Here is a 22,467-nt window from a genome sequence, read left to right as displayed (position 1 = left end):
GACTATGTTTGTGCGTTTGTGTGCGTTTGTTTTGCTTTTGGTCGGTCTGTCTGGCTGTGAAGATATTGAAGGCATGGCCAACAATGTCGCGGGTCAACTCGCCAACGTCGGCGCCGCAACGGATGCCACCAGTGAAGGTATTCGCACGTTGTCGCTGTTGGGCGGTGACGTGCGTGTCCGTGGCCCTGAAGCCTATTGCGTCGATCAAGGTGCAAGCAACGCACGTCGTGGTTTCGCCGTTCTTGCTGGCTGCGCGCTATTGTCAGACGACGCTGGGTTCATGCCAACGCTAGACGGTTTGATCACGGTCCAGTTCGGCGATGAGGACACCGCCAACGTTACGGGCAACGAAACAACGTTCGCGCAGTTCCTTGAATCTGAAAGTGGCCGTGCATTGCTGGCGGGTAGCGGTGATGCCGCATCTGTTTCAGATGTATCTACTGTCACTGGTGATACCGGTGTGATGGCACGGTTCGAAGACACCTCCGGCGGCCCCGTGTTTACAGGGACAAGTGGCCCCCAATGGCGTGGTTTCCTAGACATCAATGGGCGCCTTACGACAATCTCGGTTCTGAGTTTTGATCGTAGCGCACTAAGCCGTGGTGAAGGTGAGCGTTTGTTGACCGTTGCAATGGCGGAACTGGGTGAAGCTAACGCACCGGTTGTAGTCGCTGAGGCCGAAACCGAATAAAACCGCTGTTATCGCGAAGAAAATCCCGCAAATTGTTTCCTTTTGCGAAACAATTTGGCAGGTATGGTCCGGACAAAAGGATTCTATCGGACCGTCATGGGACAGCAACGCACCTCTCTCTTTGAAAAGCTGCTATCGCGGCGCGTACGTGCGTTTTGGTCCCGTGCTGCGAACGCTGCTGGAACTACGGACCTGTCATTGTTGCGCGACCAACGCAACGAAGCCCGCATCTTGCGCCAGAAATTGGACGAGCTTACCTACATCGCCGACAGCCGTTTGGCACTGCCGCGTATCGGGTCGTCGACGTTTCCCAAGCCCGCTGGAACCGACTGGTCATGGCGCCCGCAACTTTGGCGCGGTGCGCTTCCTGTTAAAGGTATGTCTTCGGTCGACAGCAAAACGATGTTGGGCGACGAAGTAACCATTTTCCACGATTGCCAGATTTCCGAGCTTACACTGCGCCAGCTTCGCAATACGCGCGAAGCAGATTTGGCGCCGTTTGGGCTGCGCATGGATGTGTTCCGCTTCGACGGCTCTTTCCTGAGCCTCGTGCTGAACCTACCGCAGGCCTCCTGCGAAGGCTTGTTGCGTAGGCATTTGCTGCGAATGGACGCAATCGTTGAGGTTGAAAAGCCGCTGGAAATCTTTGCACGTCTAAACGTGCGACACGGACCTAACACAGAGCAGATAGTACGTGAACTGCCGATGGATGGTGACAAAGTGATGGTCGAGTTTGATTTGGCCTACACAAAACTGAACGAAAAGCGCGTTGAGGCGATGTGGATTGATCTGATCTTTGAAGGGCCAGAAATGAACCAAGTCACGATCCGCGACGTTACATTCTCGCGCCATCCACGCGCGGAACTCTAGAGGGGCGCTATGTCTGAGAATATTGTGCTGACCAAATTGCGCCTCGTTGAGGGCGTCTGGCATGGGTCGCTAAAGAACCACGGCCGCGAAGTGGATTGGAAACCCAATATCGAGGTGACGCATCTCGACTTTCCAGTCGATGGTGTCGAAGTTGAAGAGGACCGTGTTGAGGAAACATGGCGTGTGAGCGTTCCGATCCCGGCCGATCGCATCGCGGACGGTGTGCAGACGTTTGTTATACGTGATCGCAGCGAAGACAGGCTTCTGGGTAGTTTTTCCATTATCGCCGGTGATGCGCTTTCCGAAGACATTCGTTCCGAGATGTCATTGCTGCGGGCTGAGTTGGATATGCTGAAAAAGGCATTCCGCCGCCATTGCGTCGAAACCGCGAACAACTAGTTTGATTGCCTGCGGCTGGCGGGGAGGGGGCTAGCCCCCATCGCTATGCGATTCCCCCAGGATATTTGCGAAACAAAGACAAGATGACGCGGCGTTTGAGGTGACGTGCGCGTCAAGCTTCGGCAGGATGAAACGGATTTCTAGGAGAGCTAATCATGTCGACCTATCCGCACCTTTTGGAACCCCTTGATTTGGGTTTCACCACGCTGAAGAACCGCGTTTTGATGGGGTCAATGCACACCGGTCTTGAAGAGACACGCGACTGGAACCGAGTGGCGGAGTTTTACGCTGAACGTGCGCGCGGTGGTGTTGCCTTAATGGTTACAGGGGGCATGGCTCCAAACGCTGAAGGGGGTGTTTTCCCGGGTGCCGCAGGTTTGTTTTCAGATCAAGACATCGCCAACCATAAAATCGTGACAGATCGTGTTCACGACGCTGGCGGCAAAATTGCAATGCAGATATTGCACGCTGGACGATATGCCTATTCCAAAGAATGTGTTGCCCCGAGTGCTGTTAAGTCTCCGATTTCGCCGTTCCCTCCGACGGAGCTGGACGAAGACGGTATCAAGCAGCAGATCAATGACATGGTGACCGCGGCAAGCCGTGCAAAAGACGCCGGATACGACGGCGTCGAAGTCATGGGCTCCGAAGGATACTTTCTGAATCAGTTTCTGGTCACCCATACCAACAAGCGCGAAGACCGTTGGGGTGGCAGTTACGAGAACCGTATGCGGTTGCCTGTTGAGGTGGTGCGACGTGTACGGGAGGTCGTAGGCCCTGAGTTCATCGTTATTTATCGTCTAAGCATGATCGATCTGATCCCAAATGGCTCTACGTGGGAAGAAGTCGTGACGTTGGCGAAAGCGATTGAAGCGGCGGGTGCGAACATTCTGAATACGGGCATTGGTTGGCACGAGGCGCGGATTCCGACAATCGCGACCTCCGTTCCACGCCGTGCCTTTACTTGGGTGACCAAGAAACTGATGGGCGAAGTAAATATTCCAATCATCACGTCTAACCGTATCAACACGCCGCAGGTGGGCGAAGATGTGTTGGCAGATGGCTGCGCCGACATGGTGAGCATGGCGCGCCCGTTCTTGGCGGATCCGCATTTTGTCGCCAAGGCCGAAGCCGGTGACGCCGCGCTGATTGCGCCGTGCATCGCCTGCAATCAAGCCTGCCTCGATCATACATTCTCTATGAAGATTGCGTCTTGTTTGGTGAACCCTAAAGCTGCCCATGAAACCGAGTTGGTTTTATCCCTGTCGACGAAGTCCGTCGGGATTGTCGGCGCTGGGCCAGCGGGCCTCGCGTCAGCCTTGGCAGCGGCTGAACGCGGGATGAACGTTACTGTGTTTGATCGTGCGAATGATATCGGCGGACAGTTGAACATGGCCAAACAGGTTCCGGGGAAAGAAGAATTCTGGGGATTGGTCGACTACTACCGCGCCGCGGTAGCGAAAGCTGGCATAACGCTGAAGCTTGGTGCAGATGCAACGGCAGATGACCTAAAAAGCTTCGATGAAGTGATCATAGCGACTGGCGTTTCACCGCGTGACCCGCAGATTGAAGGGCAAGACGGCGCAAACGTTCTCTCATATATCGATGTCCTACGCGGTAAGGCCGACGCCGGAAAACGTGTCGCCATAATCGGTGCCGGTGGCATTGGTTTTGATGTCGCCGAATATTTGGTGACGGGGGAGAGCCCAACTGAGAACCTTGAAGAGTGGCTTGAGGAATGGGGCGTTGGCGATCCGTCAGAAACACGCGGTGGCGTACGCCCTGAGGGGCCGCAACCGGATGTTCCCTTGCGCGAGGTGACGTTGTTGCAGCGTAAGGCAACCAAGCTCGGCAAAGGGTTGGGCAAGACAACTGGGTGGATCCATCGTGCTACGCTCAAGATGAAAGGCGTGACGATGATCGGCGGTGTGAACTACGAACGCATTGACGAAAACGGCCTGCACGTAAGCTTTGGTGAAGCGCGCGAGAACCCGACATTGATCGAAGTTGATACAATCGTGATGTGTGCCGGACAGGTGCCACAACGTACACTCGCGGATGAGCTAGAGGCGGCCGGCAAACTTTGTCACGTTATTGGTGGTGCGGATGTTGCGGCTGAGTTGGATGCTAAACGGGCGATTGATCAGGGCACACGGCTGGTGGCGTCTCTCTAAACTTTGACTGCACTTTATCGTGTAGTATTGCTCGTCGCCTTGGCTCTGTCCTTGATGAAGCTTAGCGTAGCTTCATGAAAACCTGGATGCGAAACCCGAGAGCATGGATCACGATTTGGATGCTACTGCTTACGGCGGTACTGACGTTGGCAGGCTGCACTGTTTCGCCACCTAGTGCTAATCGTGATGCAGATATCATTGTTGTCGGAGATTCGATTCTTGCTTGGCACCGCAGGTCGGGCCAGTCCATTCCGAATATCGTTGGTCAATCGACCGACCTTGGGATCAGTGACATGGCCGTCAATGGCGCGACCTTCCTAGGTGCTCAGGGTATTCCGACACAATATATGTCAGGTGCTTGGGATTGGGTGATCGTTGATGGCGGTGGCAATGATTTGCACTCTGTTTGCCAGACGCCAATGGCTCAGCAAGTCATAGATGCAATTGTTTCTGATGATGGCACAGCAGGGGCGTTTCCTACGTTTGTTAGCCTGGTTGCAAACCAAGGGGCACAGGTCATCGTGCTTGGATACTATCCAATCAGTGACCAAGGCGGGCCATTTGCGCATTGTCGTTCAGAATTGGATGAGCTTGCAGAGCGTCAATCCAAAATGGCTGCGTTAAACCCGTCGGTGATCTTTGTTGATAGTGGGAAGGTCATTGGACCAGGTGATGCTGCCGCCTATGCGCCCGATTTAGTGCACCCTTCGCCACGCGGCGCGGCGTTGATTGGCCAGTTGATTGCAACAGAAATCAGAAGGGCGAGCAGGCAATGAAGCCGTGGAAACCCAGTTTTTCCTTGTTTCCCGCCTCGCAACAGTCCTGTCATTACCCTGCAATTGTCAGGCCATCGCCCTAAGTCTGCCCCTTTTCGCCGCGATACAAACCCTCGAACAAGAGACGTATTACCGAGGACCGTGTATGGATCGCCTTACTGAAATGGAAGCCTTCGCCACTGTTGTGGACCAAGGTGGATTTACCGACGCAGCCAAGAAGATGGGGATTTCCAAGTCCGCCGTCTCCAAGCATGTTTCATCGCTTGAGGCGCGCCTAGGTGCACGTCTTCTAAACCGCACAACACGCCGTGTTAGCCCGACTGAGATCGGCCTTGCTTACTATGACCGTGCCCGCCGCGTTCTGAATGATGCGGGCGAAGCAGATGCGCTCGTGACGTCAATGCAATCTGCGCCATCCGGCCTATTGCGTATCTCTGTTGCAACGGACTTTGGCGTAAACCACCTGTCCCCCGTCCTAGGTGACTTTCTTAGCGAATTCTCCGACATCACGGTCAACATGGTTCTCAACAACCGCTACGTCGAACTGATCTCTGAAGGCTTCGATATGGCGATCCGCATTGGTGAGCTGGAAGACAGCACATTGCGGGCTCGTAAGTTGACAGAAACCTCTCGTCGCATGGTCGCGGCACCGGGTTATTTCGAACAATACGGCCGCCCTGAAAAGATCGACGATCTGAACGACCACAAGTTGCTGCACTATTCCAACCAAGCGAACTCCGCGGTTTGGAAGCTGACAGCACCGTCCGGCGAAAAGCGCCAAGTACGCACTGCTGGTTGGCTAACAGTTAACGATGGGCAGTCTCTGTTGAACGCCGCAATTTCCGGTCTTGGCATCGCCTACCTGCCGTCCTTCCTCTATGCGGATGCGTTGGAAAAAGGTCTGGTCGAAGAAGCGATCCCTGATCTTCCGGTCGAAACCCAAGGCATCTACGCAGTGTACCCTCCGGGTCGCTTTACGCAGCCTAAGGTACGCGCCTTCATCGACTTCTTGGTGAATGCATTTGCCGAAAAGGGTCCAGACGCCTGGTAATCCGAATAAGTTTCCCAAAGGGTGCAACGCCCTCACTTAACGCAGCCTTTCGGGGCTGCGTTTTTTTGTTCCGAATGATGGGTTATTCAGTGGATGTGACGATTACTTCCACACGGCGGTTCGCCTCACGACCTTCCTCGGTCAAGTTCGTCGCGACGGGTGAGAGATACCCCATCCCTTCGGCCTCCAATTGTCGTCGCGGGATATCATATGTTGTAACAAGCCGTTCCAAAACGGACCCAGCACGGCGTTTGGAAAGAGCGATGTTCCCATCAAGCGAGCCGACAGAATCCGTATGGCCAACCAACGCAACAGTGCGTTCAGGGTTCGCAATAAGGTATTCAGCGAGGTCATCAAGCGTCTCGAACGTCGCCTCGCCAAGTTGCGCCGAGCCGGTTTGGAACGTGAGATCAGACAGAACAAAGTAGCCGACCGTTTCCAGCGTTTGCGCAAGGTCACCAGTGATCGTCGGCGTGGAAATCGCCAGTGTCGCGGGCGCGTCCGCGCTTGCAACGGGTCCTGCCGTGCTCGCGCCAACGCGCGTGATTTGGATGTACCCAGCGGTCGACGATCGACTTGCCAGAATACTAAGTAATTCGGTGTCGCCATTCACAACACGTTGGGTCGCAACGAAGCGATAATCGCCAAGATCTACGTGCATAGCTGGGGCTGGAAGGACAGGTGTCGCGAACCGAAAATCGAAGCCACCGCATTCAGTATCTTCACAGGAAAACAGAACCTCAAAACCTGCCTCTGCGAGCTGGTCCGTCAATGGCTGCATAAGCTGCAATGTCGTTAGGCCAGCTGCCTTAACCTGCCACGCTTGCTGGCGCACTTCTCCGGTTCCGGTCAAAATCGGAAACCCATCAGGCGACCAAGGTCCGGTCGGCATGGCGTAGCTGTCCAATCCGGCAACATCTTCTGCTTCAAGCGTCGCATTGCTCGGCATATCCAACGTCACCGCAACGGCGCAGTTAACGCCGAGCGAGGTCGCAAAAAGGATGGCAGTTAAACGGATCATCGGTTCTGTGAATGGTACTCATCATTTGGGCGCATGTCCGTGGCGGAAGCCATGCGGTTTGTCATATTGAAGAACCCTGCAACCGAAGCGATGTCCCAGATATCGTGGTCGCTAAACCCAACATCGCGCAATGACTGACGGTCTGCTTCGGTTGTTACTGCACTGGCTTTGGTAATTTTCTCGGCAAAGGCCAACATTGCTGTTTGGCGTGCATCAAGATCCGCGACACGCCAGTTCATCACCATCATCTCCCCGAGCTTTGGATCACCCGACAATGCGCGCACCGCTTGGCCGTGCGCGGTAAGACAGTAGAAACACTTATTGATGGATGACACGACCACCGCGATCATTTCGCGTTCCAGTTTGGACAGTCCTGAATCAGCCAGCATCAGATCGTTATACATCGCCGTAAACGCATCGAGTTTGGCGGGATCAAACGCATAGGCCCGCAGCACATTCGGAACAAACCCGAGCTTTTCATCACAAACATCAAAATACTTCGCAATGTGGTCCGGCAGCGGGTCCGCTTGCGGCAGATTAAGTGCGGTTGGTAAATCTTGTGACATCTAGGCCTCCGGTTTGATGCGGTAATGGTATCCTCCCACGGGAGTCATCCCGAGGGAAGCGTAGAGCGCGTTGGCCCCGACATTGGCACGCGTCACCAGCAACGCAACCGTTTCTGCGCCTTGCTCCTTGGCCCAGAACGATAACGCCGTGAGCATATGACGGCCTAAACCCTGACGGCGAAACGCAGTGGCAGTTTCTATCGCATGAACCATCGCGGTGCCATTGTGGATGGCAGCAAACGCAGTGCCCGCAGGCGTGTCGTTCTGGCGACCCAAAATGGTTGTCTTTGCACCGGTTACACGATGCATGACCGTAAGGCGCGCGTCATTGATGCCGCCCTCCGCCCATATTTCGGCCTGCGCCGCGAGGGGCGGCCAAACCTGAAAGCACGTCACGGGTGGTGGGCGCTTTGTGGCGAGTAAATTCGTCGGGGCGGTGTAGTAGGTCACCGGATCTTTGATCACGTACCCATCGTGCTCCAACAACGCGTCGAGCTCATCTTCCCCTGCACGTATCATAAACAAAGGCGTTTGACCCAGTGCTTGCATGGCTTCGGCGGCAATTTCGTAGCTTTCCAAGTGGGCACCTACAGATGCTGTCGCAGCACTGACCCGGCTACCACCGCCCGCACCCTCACGGATTGTCCAGCCATCTACCTTGCGTAAGGATTTCGCGGGCCAAGTTGCTTCAATCAAGGAGGTGAGCGTTTCCGGCGTCATGTTGAAAACACGCCCTTTAATTCTGTCATTGCCGATGCAATCCGTTCTGCATTTTGCCCGCGGATTACAATATTCGCTCCGTATTTGCCGTCCTTTTGAAAAGGATAGGACCCGATCGACAGGTCTGAATACTCGGTAGCCAGTTCCCCTAATGGCCCCGCAATATCCCCCTCTCCACGATCTATGCGCAGGGTTTCTGACAATAGCGGTGCTCCACCCGTCAGGGTTGGCAATACTGAGGCGACCATCGCTTGAAACACCGACGGCACACCTGCCATCACATGGACGTTCTGCACCGTGAACCCCGGCGCAATGCTGACGGGGTTATCGATCAGCGTGGCACTGTCAGGAATGCGGGCCATACGTAGGCGAGCCTCATTCAACTCTTGCCCGTTCTTATCGTAGTGCGCCTGCAACAAAGCACGCGCATCGTCTCGCACATCAATATGATCATCAAACGCAGTCGCGATGCAATCGGCTGTGATGTCATCATGGGTCGGCCCAATTCCGCCCGACGTGAAAACAGTATCGAACGCAGCACTCAGCGATTTCACAGCAGCGATAATCGCCAGTGCGTCATCACTCACCACCCGCACCTCAACGAGGTCAATTCCCGCCTCAGTCAACTTACCCGCAAGATGATACATATTCGCATCGCGCGTGCGCCCCGAAAGGATTTCATCCCCGATTACGAGCATCGCGGCAGTTGGGTTTGGCATTCGGGTTCTCCTGCTTTCGTGAATGGTATAAATGCGGCCCATGCGCTTTGCCACACCCCTTGTTCCCGCCCGCTTGATCCGCCGCTACATGCGCTTCCTTTCTGATGTGCAACTCGAAGACGGCCGCGTCTTGAAGGCCCATTGCCCGAACCCCGGTTCAATGATGGGTCTAAAAGACGAAGGCATGCGTGTCTGGATCGAAGGCAACGACGACCCCAAGAAAAAGCTCGACTGGGGTTGGCGGTTGGCTGAACTGGACCAAGCATTTGTCGGGGTTGATACTGGCGCCGCGAATGGAATCGTCGCTGAAGCCTTGGCGGGCGGAATCACAGGGCTCGACGGATATGAAACAATCCGCCCCGAGGTGAAATACCGCGAAAAAAGTCGTGTGGATTTTCTGTTGTCGGACGAAGGGCGCCGCGACTGTTACCTTGAAGTCAAATCCGTGACTTTATCGCGCGAAACTGGGTTGGCAGAATTCCCTGACAGCGTCACGGCGCGTGGGGCCAAGCACCTAGGTGATTTGGCCGCGATGGTGGAGCTAGGCCACCGCGCGGTTTTACTTTTCTTGGTGCAACGCACGGATTGCAATCGTGTAACGCTCGCCGCTGATCTGGATCCAACCTATGCGGAAGCATTCCACGCAGCTTTGGCCGCAGGTGTTGAAGTCATGTGTTTCGACTGCGAAATCTCACCTGAAGGCATCACGTTAGCAAAACAACTGCCCTTTGGCTGACCGACCCTACGGGGCGAGTTTTTTGGCCAAGATGAAGCAGGGGGTTTAGAAACGGGAATGTTTGTCCTATTTGGAGGACAAGCAAGAAGGATAATCGGTTTGAAAAGTTCAAAAGCACGGCTGACCAAAGATGGAATCCGCCTCTACGATGTTGCCGAATTTGATGGAATGAGAAACGCAGGCCGCTTGGCTGCCGAAATTCTGGACCGCATCGCAGAACATGTGACACCGGGCCAAACGACGGGTGAACTGGATCGACTGATTACACAGTGGGTCAATGACGCTGGCGCTACCTCTGCGACGATCGGTTACAAGGGCTACCAACACGCGAGCTGTATCAGCGTAAACCACGTCGTTTGCCACGGTATCCCGGGGGAAAAGGCGTTGAAGGCGGGCGACATTATCAACATCGACGTCACCGTTATTGTGGACGGCTGGTTCGGCGACACAAGCCGGATGTATGTTGCGGGCGGTAAGCCAAGCGTTAAGGCGAAGCGGCTGATTGATGTGACCCACGACGCGCTTATGCGGTCTATCGAGGTGGCGAAACCCGGCAATACGTTCGGCGATATCGGCCACGCGATCCAGTCTTTTGTCGAGGCGCAACGCATGTCAGTTGTACGCGATTTCTGCGGTCACGGGCTTGGGCTTGTTTTCCACGCGCCACCGAATGTCTTGCACTACGGTCGCGCCGGAACTGGGCCGATTCTCGAAGAAGGCATGATCTTTACGATTGAGCCGATGGTGAACCTTGGGCGCCCTGAGACGAAGATTCTAGCAGACGACTGGACTGCGGTAACACGCGACAAGTCCCTGTCGGCGCAGTTCGAACACTCCGTCGGGATCACGGCGACGGGTGCGGAAATCTTTACGCTCTCACCAGCGGGCAAGTTCCACCCGACGTACTAACCAAGAATGAGCTGTTGGGCTGTCGCCATCGTATTCACAACGGTGGCGCCAATCTGGGCCAGTTGAGCGTCTTGCCCTTCCGTAGCGAACCCAATGGTCTGCACACCTGCGTTCATCCCCGCTTGGCAGCCGGGAACCGAGTCATCAATCATGAACGACTTTTCAGGGTTCGCCCCCGTTTGCGCCAGCGCATGCAAAATCATCGCGGGATCGGGCTTTGCCGGATAAGTTTCACGGCTGAGGATGCGCCCCTCAAGGCGGTCCCAAATGCCGGATGGCCCAAGCGATAGCCCCATGCGCTTCATCGTGCCATTAGATGCAACATAGATCGGAACATTTGCATCCTCTAACGCCGTGATCAAATCCAACACGCCGTCGAACACGGCAACACCTTGCGCGATGCGCGCGTGGATTTGCGTGTTCATGTCTTCAACCCAACCGTCGGGTAATTTTGCACCGCGCCGTATCGCTTCGTCGCGCATGATCGGGGTGGTGCCGCCGGTGAATTCCGTCGCCAGCTGGTGGGGCGTTACAGGCAGACCGTGTTCCGTGATGCTTTTGGCGAACACATCAAACATCGGGCCTTCGGTGTCCACAAGAACGCCGTCACAATCAAAGACAACCAACTCAGGGGTCATGGCGCCCTAAGCAACGTGATATGCGTGTCCCCGTATCGGCGCAGATCGACCTGCGCAAACCCCGCAACGGGTTGCGGCGCGCTGTCTTCCATCACGATCAATGCATCTGGTGCAATCCACCCTTGGGCTTTCGCCGCTAGGACCGCGGGACCCCCCAGAAATTTCCCATAAGGCGGATCAAGAAACACCAGATCACAGGGCGTAGACGTTGCAGGCAGTTTATCGGCGGCGCAGGTCAGCACTGTCGCATCATCAACGCGCCGCGCCTTTGCAAGGTTTTCGCGAATAAGCCCCTGCGCCACGCGCCCATTGTCTACGAATGTCGCGTGCAGCGCACCCCGTGAAAGGGACTCAAGGCCAAGCGCACCGGTACCTGCAAACAAATCCAACACGCGTGCGCCGTGCGGCAGCCCGTGGCCCACGAGAACGTTAAACAAACTCTCACGAACACGGTCAGGTGTCGGGCGCAAATGTGCGCCTGCGTCACCTTTACCTACACTCGCAAGGGTGAGGCCGCGATGCTGCCCGCCAATGATCCTCATGATCTCAGAAGGGCCTTCATATCCGTTTCAGGGTCGGCAATCACACTTGGCGCGGGGGACTTCCCGGCCTCGATCAGGCGTTTGCCGATCATGTAGTTGCGCGGATCGTTCATCGCGTCCACGGCAATCAGTGTGTCGTCACGGTAATACCAATGCGACCGCGCATCGCCTGTCTCACGGGTCACGACATCTGTGTAGCCAAGGTTAAGCCCCGCAATTTGCAGCTTGGTGTCATACTGGTCAGACCAGAACCACGGTTTCGGGGCGTAGGATTTCTCTGCACCCAGCATGTTTTGCGCAACGACTTCGGCCTGATCAATCGCATTTCCAACGCTTTCAAGCCTGATTTGCGCACCGTGCCAATCAAGCGTTGCACAATCCCCTGCGGCCCAAATGTTCGGATCAGACGTGCGCCCAAACGCATCGGTGATAATACCATTATCACAGGCAACACCCGCGTTTTCCGCCAGCACCGTCGCTGGGTAAATGCCCACACCAACAATCGCAAAATCTACCTCGATCTCACTGCCATCAGACAGCACAGCACCTGTCACGTGATCTTCGCCAACCAGCCGCTCAAGGCCGATGCCTTCGCGGATGTCGACGTTATGCCCACTGTGCAGGTTGCGGAAGAAATCGGATGTTTCGGGTGCCGCGACACGCTGCAAAATGCGATCAGCCATTTCGACTAGGATAACGTGCAGGCCCATCTTGGCAGCCACCGCCGCGGCCTCAAGTCCGATGTAGCCACCGCCAATAACCAGCAAACGACGACCGCCAGTGAATTCAGGTTTCAACGCATCCGCGTCTGCAAGGTCACGCACGGAGAAAACACCGTCTAGCTCACCACCGATTACCGCAGGCAAGGTGCGCGGGTGCGACCCTGTTGTGAACGCGAGGTGGTCATAGGAAAGCACCTCATCCCCCTCAAGCGTCACCGTCTGGGAGGCCGCATCAACAGAAACCGCGGGCGTCCCCGTGCGCAAGTTAATGTTATTGTTTTCATACCATTCCCGTGGCCGCAAAAAGAGCCGCTCTCGCTCCATCTCACCCAACAAATACGCCTTGGACAGCGCTGGGCGTTGGTACGGCGGGCTCGCTTCGGCACCCAATAAGGTGATCTCACCCTCAAACCCCTCGTTGCGCAATTTTGCGACCAAAGAGGCCCCCGCTTGGCCTGCGCCGATTACAACAATATGGCTCATGGGATGTTTCCTGTTTGGTTGCTGCCAAATGGACCCTATATTGGCGTTCATGATGAACGCAATTGCCGAAAGGGGCACTTTATGACGATTTCAGTTGGCGACAAACTTCCGGACGTGATGCTTGTGAAGATGGGCGAAGAGGGGCCAGAGCAAATTTCCGTCTCAACACTGACCGAAGGGCGCACGGTCGCTATCTTTGCGGTTCCAGGCGCATTCACGCCAACATGCCATTCGGCCCACGTGCCAAGCTTCATTCGCACCAAGAGTGAATTCCTTGAAAGCGGTGTCGATGAGATCATCTGCCTGTCCGTCAACGACCCGTTCGTTATGGGCAATTGGGGCGAGGTGACTGGTGCGACCGAGGCTGAGATCGCAATGATCGGCGACCCGAGCGCTGAGTTCACGAAAGCCATTGGCATGGATTTCACCGCACCACCTGCTGGCCTGATCAACCGTTCAAAACGCTACGCAATGCTGGTGATGGACGGCGAAGTGAAAATTCTCCACGAAGAGAAAAGCCCAGGCGAGTGCGAGATTTCAGCGGGCGAAGCCTTGCTCAACGCGATGGAATAAGTGCCTCCGCCACGGACCAATCCGGTTCGTGGCGGACTACTTGGCCAAAGCATCCATGCGCTTGGCCAGCTTTAGGTCCAGATCTGTCAGCCCGCCCGTATCGTGGGTGGTCAGCGTAACATCGACGGTTTTGTAGACATTCGACCATTCAGGATGGTGATTCAGTTTTTCAGCGACAATGGCAACCGACGTCATCCATCCGAAGGCCTCAACGAAATTCTTGAACTTGAAAACCTTTCGCGCGGTCATTTCACCAACGTCCCATCCCGCGGCTGCCAATGCATCGCGTCCAACTTTATCTAATTCGGCGCTCATTCTTGCTCCTCGACTTTCACGGATTTGAACGGCCCGTAGGAGGTCAGGATTTCAATTTCCTCATCCACCGCTGCGCGTTCTCGTTCCAGATACTCAGCAACGGCCCCGCGAAAACCCGCATCTTTAAACCAGTGCAATGAATGGGTCGGGACGGGTAAATAACCGCGCGCGAGCTTGTGCTCGCCTTGTGCACCCGCCTCAACCCGCTTCAAACCATGCGCAATCGCGTAGTCGATGGCCTGATAATAACACACTTCAAAGTGCAGGCAGGGGTGATGCTCTGTGCAGCCCCAATATCGCCCGTAAAGTGTTTCGCGGCCAATCATATTGAACGCGCCAGCGATCGGCACACCGTCCTGCATTGCGAATACTAGCAAAATGTCATCACGCATTTGCTCATGTGCGATCTGGAAAAACTCTCGTGTTAGATACGGCTGTCCCCATTTGCGCGAACCTGTGTCTTGGTAAAACGCCCACATCGCATCCCAGTGGTGGGGCTGAATCTGGTCCCCCGTCAACTGGGCGATTTCGCCGCCGAACGCCTGCGCCGTCTTGCGTTCCTTGCGCAGCGTCTTGCGCTTTCGTGACGACAAGGCCTCAAGAAAACCGTCCCAACCCGCGTAGCCGTCATTCATCCAATGGTATTGCTGCGATGTGCGCTGCAATAGGCCCATCTCGGTCCCCGCTAAGGCTTCGGCCTCGGTGCAGAACGTTGCGTGGAGCGACGAAAGCTCATTATCAGACGCGATCTGAACCGCACCTTGAACCAGCGCGGCCATGCCCTGCACCTCATGACCTGTACGTGTCAGAAACCGCCGCCCCGTCGCTGGCGTAAACGGCACCGCGATTTGCAGTTTGGGATAATACCGCCCACCAGACCGCTCAAACGCTTGGGCGAAGTTGTGGTCGAACATGTATTCGCCCTGCGAATGGCTTTTGCCGTAAAGCGGTGCACAGGCGATCATCTCGCCGTTCTGCTCAGCCGTCAGGTAATGTGGGCTCCACCCAGTTCCGCCACCAACGCTGCCACTGTCTTCCAGCGCTTTCAGAAAACGATACGTCGTGAACGGATCAATCGCACGTCCGTTCTGGGTTTCGGGGCATGCACAAGCATCCCACGCGGCGGGATCGACCGTCGCGAGAGACGTATGCGTTGTGATTTCAATTGTACCGCCGTCCATACCTAAGAAGTGGCATCTCTGGGCGCGTGGTCAAGCACGGTAACCTTCAAAAGTGATGTTATCGGCAATCTCGCGGGCCCGCGCTTCGACTTCAGCACTCCGAACCGTCCAGCAGAATATCGGGACACCTCGCTCCTTCAGCACGGCGACGTGAGGTGAGTTTAGATCATCTTGTTGATGGCTAATGAAACAAGCGCCGACGCGATCGAAATCAGGAATTTCGTTCAATGCGTCACGCACTTTGGCAGGCACAGTCGGCCAGTCTTCTGCGGGATAGGGGCATGTCGTAATCCCTCGAGGCAAGTCTGGCGCGAACTTTCGGCAGGCCGCGACCGAATGGGGGTTGAACGACATCAGCGCTACGTCGCCTCCGTACCCCTTCAAGTCTTCGCAAACGGCGTTCTCAAGGTCGCCAACATTAGGCCCAAGCGCCCCGTCTTGATCCTTGATTTCAATCAGTAAAGGAACGCGCCCGGAAACCGCTTTCAAAACCTGCAACAACGTCGGGATGCAACCGCCGCCGCCAGACAAGGAAATCTTCCCAAGCTCAGCCGCGGTTCTCATTGCCACCGGCCCTGCTTGGCGCGTAAGTCGCCCGAGGTCATAGTCGTGAAACACCATCGGAACGCCGTCCTTTGACGGCTGAATGTCGATTTCGATGCCATACCCAGCTGCCACAGCTATGCGAATGGCACCTATCGAGTTCTCAGCCATAGTCGCGTCGTGCAATGCCCGGTGGGCAAAGGGCTGTGCAAAAAATGAAGCAGGGAGGGTCATTCGATTTCGAAAATTGCATCGATCTCAACCGCAACTCCAAACGGAAGCGATGCCGCCGAAACGGCGCTTCGTGAATGGCGCCCCTTGTCACCGAGCGCTTCCACCATGAAGTCCGAGCAGCCATTAATGACCTTCGGCTGATCGCCGAAGTCTGGCGTCGAGTTCACGAAGCCGACCAGTTTCACAACGCGAACAAGTCGTTCAATGTCGCCATCACATCCGGCCTTAAGCTGTGCCAGAAGGCTAATGGCACAATACTTAGCGGCTTCCGCGCCTTCATCTACTGTCATGGTTTCCCCAAGTTTTCCGGTGATGAAACCATCAGCATTCGCGGAAATCTGGCCAGACACGAACAGCATGTTTCCGGTCTTAACCCAAGGTACATAATTGGCGGCTGGAGCAGGGGCATCCGGCAGGGTGACACCGAGTTCGGTAAGGCGGGCTTCGATTGACATGGTGGTTCTCCAATTTGGTTTCGCGTGACGCTAGCGGTCTCGCTTGGCGCGTGCAATATCGCTGGGCCTTGCCTTCAGTGCGCCCGGTTCCATGGGTACATCAGCGATCTGTTGCCTATTCAGCGTCCGATTAGTGGTGTATTTGCGTCATCATCGAATATGATGTTCGCGACTACTATTATTTTTCCATTAAGGTATTATCTCCTTTCAATTCCATTTGGCTGCCGTAGGTTCCCTATTGTCACATTCTGTTCTGAAAAAATTGCGCACCGGGTGCGCGTTGTCCGCAGTTATCACGCTGTCTGCATGTGCCGTCCAACAACCGGGGGCCGAGTTCAACGACCCGTTTGAGGAAACGAACCGCAGCATACACGCGTTCAACAAAGGCATTGATCGCGCGTTTTTACGTCCAGCTGGGCGTGCTGCAGCCGTTTTGCCCGAAGAAATCACCATTCCAGTTGAGAATTTCGCAGATAATGTCGGCCTGCCGGGGATGGTCGCGAATGGGTTGCTGCAAGGTGATATCGGCGGGTCCGCCACAAACACCTTCCGTTTCTTACTCAACACGACCGTGGGTATTGGCGGTCTGTTCGATCCCGCAGGTGCCATTGGACTAGAAGAACAATCAACCGACTTTGGTGAGACCCTCGCCGTTTGGGGTGTTCCCGAAGGCGCTTATGTAGAACTGCCGGTATTTGGCCCGTCTACACAGCGCGATATGGTCGGAATTATCGTCGATATGGTGTTCGACCCCCTTGATCAGGTCGGGACCTCACCACAAATTGACTATGGAGCAGGCGCTCGTGTGGCTGGGCTGGCTATTACACGTGGCGAATTCATGGATACCTTCGATGGCGTCCTTTATGATAGCGCGGACAGCTATGCACAGGCGCGGCTTGCTTACTTGCAAAACCGTCGGTTTGAATTGGGTGAAGAACCACCCGCCGGCGACGAAATTGACCCCTTCTCAGATGAACTAAGCCTTGAAGGATTTGAGTAATGACGAACCAAACTTTTTCCCGTCGCAATGTTTTGGCCCTTGGTGGCGCAGGCGCATTGGCAACGCTGCCGTTGCCAAGCTTCGCTTTGACTGGCGGTCAGGCCGAAGGTCTCGTGAATTCCGCCGTGGCTGACATCAACGGTGTCATTCAGTCAGGTGCATCGCTGAATTCGATGATCCGCAGCTTCAAAGGCATCTTTGACCGTTATTCTGACACGTCCTATGTCGCAGCCTATGCGCTGGGCAACGATGGCCGTTCCGCGACAAACGCTCAGAAAAGCGCGTTTGCGGATGCGTTTAGCTACTACCTTGCAGACAAATACGGCCGCCGGTTTAATGAATTCGCAGGTGGACAGATTCAGGTGCAAGGCTCCCGTTCCGTGAACAGCTATATCGAAGTGCGCACCCTTGCCGTACTGCGCAACCAGTCACCGTTTCAGGTGGATTTCCACGTATCCGACCGCCCGGGTCGTCCGGTGTTCTTCAACCTGATCATTGAGGGCATCAACATGCTGTTGTCTGAACGCGCCGAAATTGGTGCGATGTTGGATGCACGCGGTGGTAACCTCGACGAGCTCATTCGCGACCTACGCTAATGGGTCGCCGTTTCGCCTCCGCGCTTGCGCTCACGTTCGTTCCGGCACTGGCTGTCGCGACGCCGTACGACGGAACGTACCGCCAGAACGCGAACTCCGAATGCCAGCTTGTTGGGGTGGATGGTGGTTCGCTTAAAATCGATGATGGCATCTTTTACGGCGTTGAAATGGAATGCCGTATGACGCGCCCTGTGACCGTCGTCAGCATGGACGCGACTCTCTATACCATGCGTTGTTCCGGCAGCGATCAAATCTGGACTGAACGCGCGATGGTCATGAATGACGCCGAAGTCGAAGGCGGCATCATCATGATTTGGGACGGCTACGCCTTCCGCTATTCCCGCTGCAACGAACCCACCGAGTAATCAACCACCGCTGTTTTGCAATTCGCGTAGCAGATCGTTGATGATCGTATCTGCTTCTTCAGGTGTGTAACCCAACCCGTCACCCGCTTGACCTGTTTGTGGTTGCAGTTGCGGAACGGCTACCTGGGTCGGTACTTCCATTGGGAGCGGTGTCGGGGTCAGACCTGACAAAATCCGCGTCATCGTTTCATGCCAGATATCCGCCGGAAGGCCCGATCCAGTCACGCCAGTCAACGGCGTGTTGTCGTCGTACCCCATCCAAACACCAGCCACATAGTCGCCGCTGAACCCGATAAACCACGCATCCCGCGCTGCTTGAGTGGTGCCCGTCTTGCCAGCAATTTCCCAGCCCTCAACAGCCGCGCGTCGGCCAGAACCACCTTCAACGACCTGATACATCATCCACGTCAGCTGCCGCGCCGCACTCTCTTGGATCACGCGCTCACGGATACCACCTGTCGCCTCAAGAAGTGGCGTATCATCCCCAGCCAACCGTAGTTCAGTCAGCCCATAAGGTTTCACCGCAGAACCACCGTTTAGAATACCGGCATATGCACCAGTCATCTCAAGCAGCGTGCTTTCGGAAACCCCAAGCGCGAGAGCGGGACCATCCGCGAGGTCACGGTCAATGCCGAAACCTTCCGCGACAGCGCGAACAGCGGCTCTGCCAACAAGTTCAGACAGGGCGACAGCAGGGATGTTCAGCGATTGCTGGAGGGCCTCAACCATAGTGACCTCACCCTCGAACCGGTTTGTGTAGTTCGCAGGGCAGTAGTCGTCAGGGCCTGGGACGTCCCAACAGGTTCTTTCGTCCAGCAAAATATCAAAGGGCGACATGCCGATATCCAGCGCGGCGGCATAGATGAAAGGTTTGAATGCCGATCCGGTTTGGCGCAACGCCTGCGTCGCGCGGTTAAACGCACCAGACACGGTCAAATCGCGCCCGCCGACCATTGCACGCACGGCACCATCCGCTGACATCACAACAATCGCCGCCTGCGCCTCGGATCCTGCGCGCACTTTGTTTTCGAACACCCAAACCAACGCTTCTTCTGCCGCTGTTTGAATGCGCGGATCAAGCGTTGTGCGGATGATCACATCCTCGGTCGTGCCATCGGTGAAAAAGCTTGGCCCGCTGTCCATCACCCAATCGGCGAAATACCCGCCAGCCCGTGCACGGGCCGCTTCAGATAAGGTCGCCGGATTGGCCTGTGCGTCAGCCGCTTGCGCGGACGTCAGATACCCTTGCTCTTCCATCAAGCGGATGATCGTAGCCCCGCGGTCCTGTGACACCTGAAGGTTACGCGTCGGCGCGTAGGTTGTCGGTGCCTTAAGAAGCCCCGCAAGCATCGCGGACTGTGCCGGATTAACTTCCGCTGCTGAAATCCCAAAATACCGTTGAGACGCCGCCTCAAACCCACGGCTACCCGCACCCAAATACGCGCGGTTGATATAGATCGTCAGAATTTCTTCCTTGGTGTAGCGCGCCTCAAGCGCAAAGGCATAAACCGCTTCTTGAACTTTGCGCCACAGCGTCGTGCGTCGGCAGTCAGCCTCATACGCGGTTTCGTCTTCCCATGTGTTCGGATCGAACGGTCGACCAAAACACAGCAGCTTTGCGGTTTGCTGGGTAATAGATGAACCACCCGCGCCAGACAGCGGGTTACCCCCGTTGCGGAAATTGCGCACCATCGCGGCACCCGTCGCATAGAAATCCACGCCGAAATGCCAATAGAACCGTTTGTCCTCGGTCGCGACGACAGCGTTGTGCAGGTTTTCGTTGATGCTGCTCGCTCTGATCATCCCGCCGAATTGGTCGCCACGCCATGCAAATGTCTCGCCACGTGCGTCCAGCAGTGTGACAGACCCGCGTGTACGCGCATCCACCATCTCACTCATAGGGGGCAGAGTGGCTGCGTAATAGAACACGCCGATACCGACCAGAATGCTGACGACCAATGTACCACGCCACGCAATGCGCCAGAATAGGATCAGCAACCACTTAAACGGCCATAGAAGCGTAGCCAGCAATCCACGGCGTTTCGGTGCTGCCTTACGGCGACGGGCTTTTGTCGCTGGTTTGCGTTTGTTCTGGGCAGGCCTGCTGCGCTTTTCGGCCACCAACGGCGGCTTTGATCCTCGTCTACCGGTCATATCTGCCCACTTACCCACTCAAATTCTGCGCGCCTTATGGCGTCTGTTGTGCGCATATTACCGCCCCCGATTCCAAAAGTAGAGGACGATGTCCCCTTCTTGAGCACTTTTCTGCCTGCATGAAAATTAAGCGTAACGATGAAATTGTGCATTTTTTGTGCGAAATGCTGCAGCTGCGAAGAAAACTGACCGCCGAAAACTTGAGGACCAACGTCCAACGCGACCTTTTTGTTGAAAGCAGGCCGATCGGCTTGTGAACGAACAAACCGGAAGGGACACGCGTGAAACTCATTATCGCAACAATCAAACCGTTCAAGCTGGAGGAAGTGCGCGAAGCGCTAACCGCCATCGGCGTTCGGGGCATGATGGTAACAGAAATCAAAGGCTTCGGAGCGCAATCCGGCCACACTGAAATCTACCGCGGCGCTGAGTACGCGGTGAACTTCGTACCCAAAGTAAAACTTGAAATCGTCGTGACGGCGGCAATGGCCGAAGAGGTCGTTCAGACGATCGCGGCCACTGCCAAGACCGACAAAATCGGTGACGGCAAGATTTTTGTGTTGGACGTGCAAAGCACGCTGCGCATTCGCACCGGCGAAACAAATGACGACGCAATCTAAGCGACCTGTGGAGAACAAATAGATGAAATTCGTAAAAACACTATCGGTTGCGGGCGCCCTAGCGGCACTTCCAACCTTTGCACTGGCGCAAGATACCGCGGCACCGGGCTTTGATGAAATCGGCCCTTATATCATGACAACTCTGCTATTCCTTGTAGCAGGCTTCCTTGTGTTCTTCATGGCCGCTGGTTTTGCCATGCTCGAAGCAGGTCTTGTGCGGGGCAAAAACGTTGCCATGCAGCTGACCAAAAACATCGCTTTGTTCGGCATCGCATCCATCATGTACTGGTTGGTTGGCTTCAACCTGATGTACCCTGGCGAATTCAACGGATTCCTTGGCCCAATCTTCGGCACGACAACATGGCTAGAGCCAGTTGGCTTGGACGCGGCTGATGCGTCACTGGAATATGCATCCGTTGCATCCGACTTCTTCTTCCAGTTGATGTTTGTTGCGGCAACAGCCTCTATCGTTTCCGGTGCACTGGCTGAACGTATCAAACTTTGGCCTTTCCTTGCCTTTCTCGCGATCCTGACAGGTATCTTGTACCCGATTTCAGGTTCTTGGCAGTGGGGGGGCGGCTGGTTGTCCACTTTGGGCTGCGTCGAAGGTTCTGATGCTCCATGTGGTTTCTCTGACTTCGCGGGTTCTACAGTTGTGCACTCCGTTGGTGGTTGGGCTGCTTTGGCCGGTGCAATCGTACTTGGTCCACGTATCGGTAAGTACAAAGACGGCAAAACTATTCCAATGCCCGGTTCCAACCTTGCGCTCGCTACATTGGGTACATTCATCCTGTGGCTCGGTTGGTTCGGCTTCAACGGTGGCTCACAGCTTGCTGCTGGTACTGTTGGCGATATTACAGACATTGGCCGCATCTTTGCGAACACAAACATGGCGGCTGCAGCCGGTGCCGTAGCAGCGCTTATCCTGACACAGCTGTTGTACAAAAAGGTCGACCTTACGATGGTTCTGAACGGCGCGCTCGCTGGTCTGGTTTCCATCACGGCTGGCCCGCTTGACCCAACCTTGCTCGGTGCGCTTTGGATCGGTGCCGTCGGTGGTGCGATCGTCGTCTTCGCAGTACCGATGCTCGACAAGTTCAAGATCGATGACGTGGTCGGCGCCATTCCGGTTCACCTGCTGGCAGGTATCTGGGGTACGGTTGCGGTTGTCTTCTACACAGAAGGCACAAGCATCGTGACACAGCTGACTGGTGTACTTGCTTACGGTGTATTCACCTTCGTAGTTTCCTTGGTTCTCTGGTTTGTACTGAAGGCAGTCGTTGGCATTCGTGTCAGTGAAGAAGCTGAGATCAACGGTCTCGACAAAGCTGAACTCGGAATGGAAGCATACCCTGAGTTCTCAAACGGCTAATACCTCCTCGGTTAGCTGAAACGAAGAAAGGCTCCGCTTGTT

Annotated in this window: 26 protein-coding genes; 14 read left to right on the top strand and 12 right to left on the bottom strand. The window is 55.5% G+C overall.

Features of this window, described 5'->3' with window-relative positions; genetic code table 11:
- Positions 1–4: 4 nt before the first annotated feature.
- The 6 genes from OCA8868_RS10960 to OCA8868_RS10935 all read left to right on the top strand — a co-directional run bounded on the left by OCA8868_RS10960 (position 5) and on the right by OCA8868_RS10935 (position 5,961).
- Complete coding sequence (locus tag OCA8868_RS10960) at positions 5–691, top strand: hypothetical protein (protein WP_093996602.1); 687 nt, start codon at positions 5–7, stop codon at positions 689–691.
- Positions 692–787: 96 nt separating this feature from the next.
- Complete coding sequence (locus OCA8868_RS10955) at positions 788–1,561, top strand: DUF6478 family protein (RefSeq protein WP_093996790.1); 774 nt, start codon at positions 788–790, stop codon at positions 1,559–1,561.
- Between the two features lie 9 nt (positions 1,562–1,570).
- Complete coding sequence (locus OCA8868_RS10950) at positions 1,571–1,960, top strand: hypothetical protein (RefSeq protein WP_093996601.1); 390 nt, start codon at positions 1,571–1,573, stop codon at positions 1,958–1,960.
- A gap of 155 nt (positions 1,961–2,115) precedes the next feature.
- Positions 2,116–4,134: an NADPH-dependent 2,4-dienoyl-CoA reductase gene (locus OCA8868_RS10945; RefSeq protein ID WP_093996600.1), complete on the top strand. Its 2,019-nt coding sequence runs from the start codon at positions 2,116–2,118 to the stop codon at positions 4,132–4,134.
- A 74-nt stretch (positions 4,135–4,208) separates the two neighbouring features.
- Positions 4,209–4,910: an SGNH/GDSL hydrolase family protein gene (locus tag OCA8868_RS10940; protein ID WP_093996599.1), complete on the top strand. Its 702-nt coding sequence runs from the start codon at positions 4,209–4,211 to the stop codon at positions 4,908–4,910.
- Positions 4,911–5,055: 145 nt separating this feature from the next.
- Complete coding sequence (locus OCA8868_RS10935; RefSeq protein ID WP_093996598.1) at positions 5,056–5,961, top strand: LysR family transcriptional regulator; 906 nt, start codon at positions 5,056–5,058, stop codon at positions 5,959–5,961.
- An 82-nt stretch (positions 5,962–6,043) separates the two neighbouring features.
- Here OCA8868_RS10935 and OCA8868_RS10930 read toward each other — a convergent pair whose 3' ends face one another.
- Genes OCA8868_RS10930 through OCA8868_RS10915 form a run of 4 tightly spaced genes read right to left on the bottom strand, consistent with a single transcriptional unit; the run spans position 6,044 to position 8,987 of the window.
- Positions 6,044–6,982, bottom strand: coding sequence for an OmpA family protein (locus OCA8868_RS10930; RefSeq protein WP_093996597.1), 939 nt, complete (start codon positions 6,980–6,982; stop codon positions 6,044–6,046).
- Positions 6,979–7,548, bottom strand: coding sequence for a peroxidase-related enzyme (locus OCA8868_RS10925; RefSeq protein ID WP_093996596.1), 570 nt, complete (start codon positions 7,546–7,548; stop codon positions 6,979–6,981). Before OCA8868_RS10925 ends, OCA8868_RS10930 begins: the two co-directional genes overlap by 4 nt.
- Complete coding sequence (locus OCA8868_RS10920) at positions 7,549–8,268, bottom strand: GNAT family N-acetyltransferase (protein WP_093996595.1); 720 nt, start codon at positions 8,266–8,268, stop codon at positions 7,549–7,551.
- Positions 8,265–8,987, bottom strand: coding sequence for a competence/damage-inducible protein A (locus tag OCA8868_RS10915; protein ID WP_093996594.1), 723 nt, complete (start codon positions 8,985–8,987; stop codon positions 8,265–8,267). The genes OCA8868_RS10920 and OCA8868_RS10915 overlap by 4 nt, the downstream gene beginning before the upstream one ends.
- A 40-nt stretch (positions 8,988–9,027) precedes the next feature.
- On the opposite strand from OCA8868_RS10915, the gene sfsA reads away from it, so the two are divergent.
- Positions 9,028–9,723, top strand: a complete 696-nt coding sequence (gene sfsA / locus OCA8868_RS10910; RefSeq protein ID WP_093996593.1) for a DNA/RNA nuclease SfsA — start codon at positions 9,028–9,030, stop codon at positions 9,721–9,723.
- 99 nt (positions 9,724–9,822) lie between these two features.
- Positions 9,823–10,632, top strand: coding sequence for a type I methionyl aminopeptidase (gene map / locus OCA8868_RS10905; protein WP_179214843.1), 810 nt, complete (start codon positions 9,823–9,825; stop codon positions 10,630–10,632).
- Here map and OCA8868_RS10900 read toward each other — a convergent pair.
- From OCA8868_RS10900 to OCA8868_RS10890, 3 genes are read right to left on the bottom strand one after another with little or no spacing between them, the layout of a single operon-like run.
- The gene (locus OCA8868_RS10900) at positions 10,629–11,270 is read right to left on the bottom strand and encodes an HAD family hydrolase (RefSeq protein WP_093996592.1); all 642 of its coding nucleotides are present in this window, start codon (positions 11,268–11,270) and stop codon (positions 10,629–10,631) included. The two genes, map and OCA8868_RS10900, sit on opposite strands and share 4 nt — an antisense overlap.
- Entirely contained in the window at positions 11,267–11,812 is a 546-nt protein-coding gene (gene rsmD / locus OCA8868_RS10895) for a 16S rRNA (guanine(966)-N(2))-methyltransferase RsmD (RefSeq protein ID WP_093996591.1), read from the bottom strand. The genes OCA8868_RS10900 and rsmD overlap by 4 nt, the downstream gene beginning before the upstream one ends.
- Complete coding sequence (locus OCA8868_RS10890; protein ID WP_093996590.1) at positions 11,809–13,017, bottom strand: NAD(P)/FAD-dependent oxidoreductase; 1,209 nt, start codon at positions 13,015–13,017, stop codon at positions 11,809–11,811. Before OCA8868_RS10890 ends, rsmD begins: the two co-directional genes overlap by 4 nt.
- 81 nt (positions 13,018–13,098) lie before the next feature.
- On the opposite strand from OCA8868_RS10890, the gene OCA8868_RS10885 reads away from it, so the two are divergent.
- Positions 13,099–13,590 (top strand): peroxiredoxin, encoded by a 492-nt coding sequence (locus OCA8868_RS10885; RefSeq protein WP_093996788.1) that lies wholly within the window; start codon positions 13,099–13,101, stop codon positions 13,588–13,590.
- 36 nt (positions 13,591–13,626) lie between these two features.
- Here OCA8868_RS10885 and OCA8868_RS10880 read toward each other — a convergent pair whose 3' ends face one another.
- From OCA8868_RS10880 to OCA8868_RS10865, 4 genes are read right to left on the bottom strand one after another with little or no spacing between them, the layout of a single operon-like run.
- Positions 13,627–13,905 (bottom strand): 4a-hydroxytetrahydrobiopterin dehydratase, encoded by a 279-nt coding sequence (locus OCA8868_RS10880; RefSeq protein WP_093996589.1) that lies wholly within the window; start codon positions 13,903–13,905, stop codon positions 13,627–13,629.
- Positions 13,902–15,086 carry a GNAT family N-acetyltransferase gene (locus tag OCA8868_RS10875; RefSeq protein ID WP_093996588.1) on the bottom strand — a complete coding sequence of 395 codons (1,185 nt, stop codon included), beginning with the start codon at positions 15,084–15,086 and terminating at the stop codon, positions 13,902–13,904. Before OCA8868_RS10875 ends, OCA8868_RS10880 begins: the two co-directional genes overlap by 4 nt.
- Positions 15,087–15,116: 30 nt before the next feature.
- Positions 15,117–15,863, bottom strand: a complete 747-nt coding sequence (locus OCA8868_RS10870; protein WP_093996587.1) for a glycerophosphodiester phosphodiesterase family protein — start codon at positions 15,861–15,863, stop codon at positions 15,117–15,119.
- Complete coding sequence (locus OCA8868_RS10865) at positions 15,860–16,318, bottom strand: RidA family protein (protein WP_093996586.1); 459 nt, start codon at positions 16,316–16,318, stop codon at positions 15,860–15,862. The genes OCA8868_RS10870 and OCA8868_RS10865 overlap by 4 nt, the downstream gene beginning before the upstream one ends.
- 280 nt (positions 16,319–16,598) lie before the next feature.
- Between OCA8868_RS10865 and OCA8868_RS10860 the strand changes: the two genes are divergently transcribed.
- The 3 genes from OCA8868_RS10860 to OCA8868_RS10850 are packed head-to-tail and all read left to right on the top strand — an operon-like array spanning position 16,599 to position 18,279.
- Positions 16,599–17,318 (top strand): MlaA family lipoprotein, encoded by a 720-nt coding sequence (locus OCA8868_RS10860; RefSeq protein ID WP_245848182.1) that lies wholly within the window; start codon positions 16,599–16,601, stop codon positions 17,316–17,318.
- Positions 17,318–17,914 (top strand): MlaC/ttg2D family ABC transporter substrate-binding protein, encoded by a 597-nt coding sequence (locus OCA8868_RS10855; protein WP_093996585.1) that lies wholly within the window; start codon positions 17,318–17,320, stop codon positions 17,912–17,914. Before OCA8868_RS10860 ends, OCA8868_RS10855 begins: the two co-directional genes overlap by 1 nt.
- The gene (locus OCA8868_RS10850) at positions 17,914–18,279 is read left to right on the top strand and encodes a hypothetical protein (protein ID WP_093996584.1); all 366 of its coding nucleotides are present in this window, start codon (positions 17,914–17,916) and stop codon (positions 18,277–18,279) included. The genes OCA8868_RS10855 and OCA8868_RS10850 overlap by 1 nt, the downstream gene beginning before the upstream one ends.
- Here OCA8868_RS10850 and OCA8868_RS10845 read toward each other — a convergent pair whose 3' ends face one another.
- Positions 18,280–20,433, bottom strand: coding sequence for a transglycosylase domain-containing protein (locus OCA8868_RS10845; protein WP_093996583.1), 2,154 nt, complete (start codon positions 20,431–20,433; stop codon positions 18,280–18,282).
- A 281-nt stretch (positions 20,434–20,714) separates the two neighbouring features.
- Between OCA8868_RS10845 and OCA8868_RS10840 the strand changes: the two genes are divergently transcribed.
- Together OCA8868_RS10840 and amt are read left to right on the top strand one after the other, a co-directional pair.
- A complete protein-coding gene (locus OCA8868_RS10840; RefSeq protein ID WP_093996582.1) occupies positions 20,715–21,053 on the top strand; it encodes a P-II family nitrogen regulator in 339 nt (112 codons plus the stop codon).
- A 22-nt stretch (positions 21,054–21,075) separates the two neighbouring features.
- Positions 21,076–22,425, top strand: a complete 1,350-nt coding sequence (gene amt, locus OCA8868_RS10835) for an ammonium transporter AmtB (RefSeq protein WP_093996581.1) — start codon at positions 21,076–21,078, stop codon at positions 22,423–22,425.
- The last annotated feature ends 42 nt before the right edge of the window (positions 22,426–22,467 follow it).

Origin of the sequence: Octadecabacter ascidiaceicola, from assembly GCF_900185015.1 — a bacterium.
Lineage (GTDB): Bacteria > Pseudomonadota > Alphaproteobacteria > Rhodobacterales > Rhodobacteraceae > Octadecabacter > Octadecabacter ascidiaceicola.
This window is presented reverse-complemented; position numbering and strand designations above follow the sequence as displayed.

Coding starts and splice junctions, on each gene's coding strand:
- OCA8868_RS10960 (WP_093996602.1), top strand. CDS start 5: ATGTTTGTGCGTTTGTGTGCGTTTGTTTTGCTTTTGGTCGGTCTGTCT.
- OCA8868_RS10955 (WP_093996790.1), top strand. CDS start 788: ATGGGACAGCAACGCACCTCTCTCTTTGAAAAGCTGCTATCGCGGCGC.
- OCA8868_RS10950 (WP_093996601.1), top strand. CDS start 1,571: ATGTCTGAGAATATTGTGCTGACCAAATTGCGCCTCGTTGAGGGCGTC.
- OCA8868_RS10945 (WP_093996600.1), top strand. CDS start 2,116: ATGTCGACCTATCCGCACCTTTTGGAACCCCTTGATTTGGGTTTCACC.
- OCA8868_RS10940 (WP_093996599.1), top strand. CDS start 4,209: ATGAAAACCTGGATGCGAAACCCGAGAGCATGGATCACGATTTGGATG.
- OCA8868_RS10935 (WP_093996598.1), top strand. CDS start 5,056: ATGGATCGCCTTACTGAAATGGAAGCCTTCGCCACTGTTGTGGACCAA.
- OCA8868_RS10930 (WP_093996597.1), bottom strand. CDS start 6,982: ATGATCCGTTTAACTGCCATCCTTTTTGCGACCTCGCTCGGCGTTAAC.
- OCA8868_RS10925 (WP_093996596.1), bottom strand. CDS start 7,548: ATGTCACAAGATTTACCAACCGCACTTAATCTGCCGCAAGCGGACCCG.
- OCA8868_RS10920 (WP_093996595.1), bottom strand. CDS start 8,268: ATGACGCCGGAAACGCTCACCTCCTTGATTGAAGCAACTTGGCCCGCG.
- OCA8868_RS10915 (WP_093996594.1), bottom strand. CDS start 8,987: ATGCCAAACCCAACTGCCGCGATGCTCGTAATCGGGGATGAAATCCTT.
- sfsA (WP_093996593.1), top strand. CDS start 9,028: ATGCGCTTTGCCACACCCCTTGTTCCCGCCCGCTTGATCCGCCGCTAC.
- OCA8868_RS10900 (WP_093996592.1), bottom strand. CDS start 11,270: ATGACCCCTGAGTTGGTTGTCTTTGATTGTGACGGCGTTCTTGTGGAC.
- rsmD (WP_093996591.1), bottom strand. CDS start 11,812: ATGAGGATCATTGGCGGGCAGCATCGCGGCCTCACCCTTGCGAGTGTA.
- OCA8868_RS10890 (WP_093996590.1), bottom strand. CDS start 13,017: ATGAGCCATATTGTTGTAATCGGCGCAGGCCAAGCGGGGGCCTCTTTG.
- OCA8868_RS10885 (WP_093996788.1), top strand. CDS start 13,099: ATGACGATTTCAGTTGGCGACAAACTTCCGGACGTGATGCTTGTGAAG.
- OCA8868_RS10880 (WP_093996589.1), bottom strand. CDS start 13,905: ATGAGCGCCGAATTAGATAAAGTTGGACGCGATGCATTGGCAGCCGCG.
- OCA8868_RS10875 (WP_093996588.1), bottom strand. CDS start 15,086: ATGGACGGCGGTACAATTGAAATCACAACGCATACGTCTCTCGCGACG.
- OCA8868_RS10870 (WP_093996587.1), bottom strand. CDS start 15,863: ATGACCCTCCCTGCTTCATTTTTTGCACAGCCCTTTGCCCACCGGGCA.
- OCA8868_RS10865 (WP_093996586.1), bottom strand. CDS start 16,318: ATGTCAATCGAAGCCCGCCTTACCGAACTCGGTGTCACCCTGCCGGAT.
- OCA8868_RS10855 (WP_093996585.1), top strand. CDS start 17,318: ATGACGAACCAAACTTTTTCCCGTCGCAATGTTTTGGCCCTTGGTGGC.
- OCA8868_RS10850 (WP_093996584.1), top strand. CDS start 17,914: ATGGGTCGCCGTTTCGCCTCCGCGCTTGCGCTCACGTTCGTTCCGGCA.
- OCA8868_RS10845 (WP_093996583.1), bottom strand. CDS start 20,433: ATGACCGGTAGACGAGGATCAAAGCCGCCGTTGGTGGCCGAAAAGCGC.
- amt (WP_093996581.1), top strand. CDS start 21,076: ATGAAATTCGTAAAAACACTATCGGTTGCGGGCGCCCTAGCGGCACTT.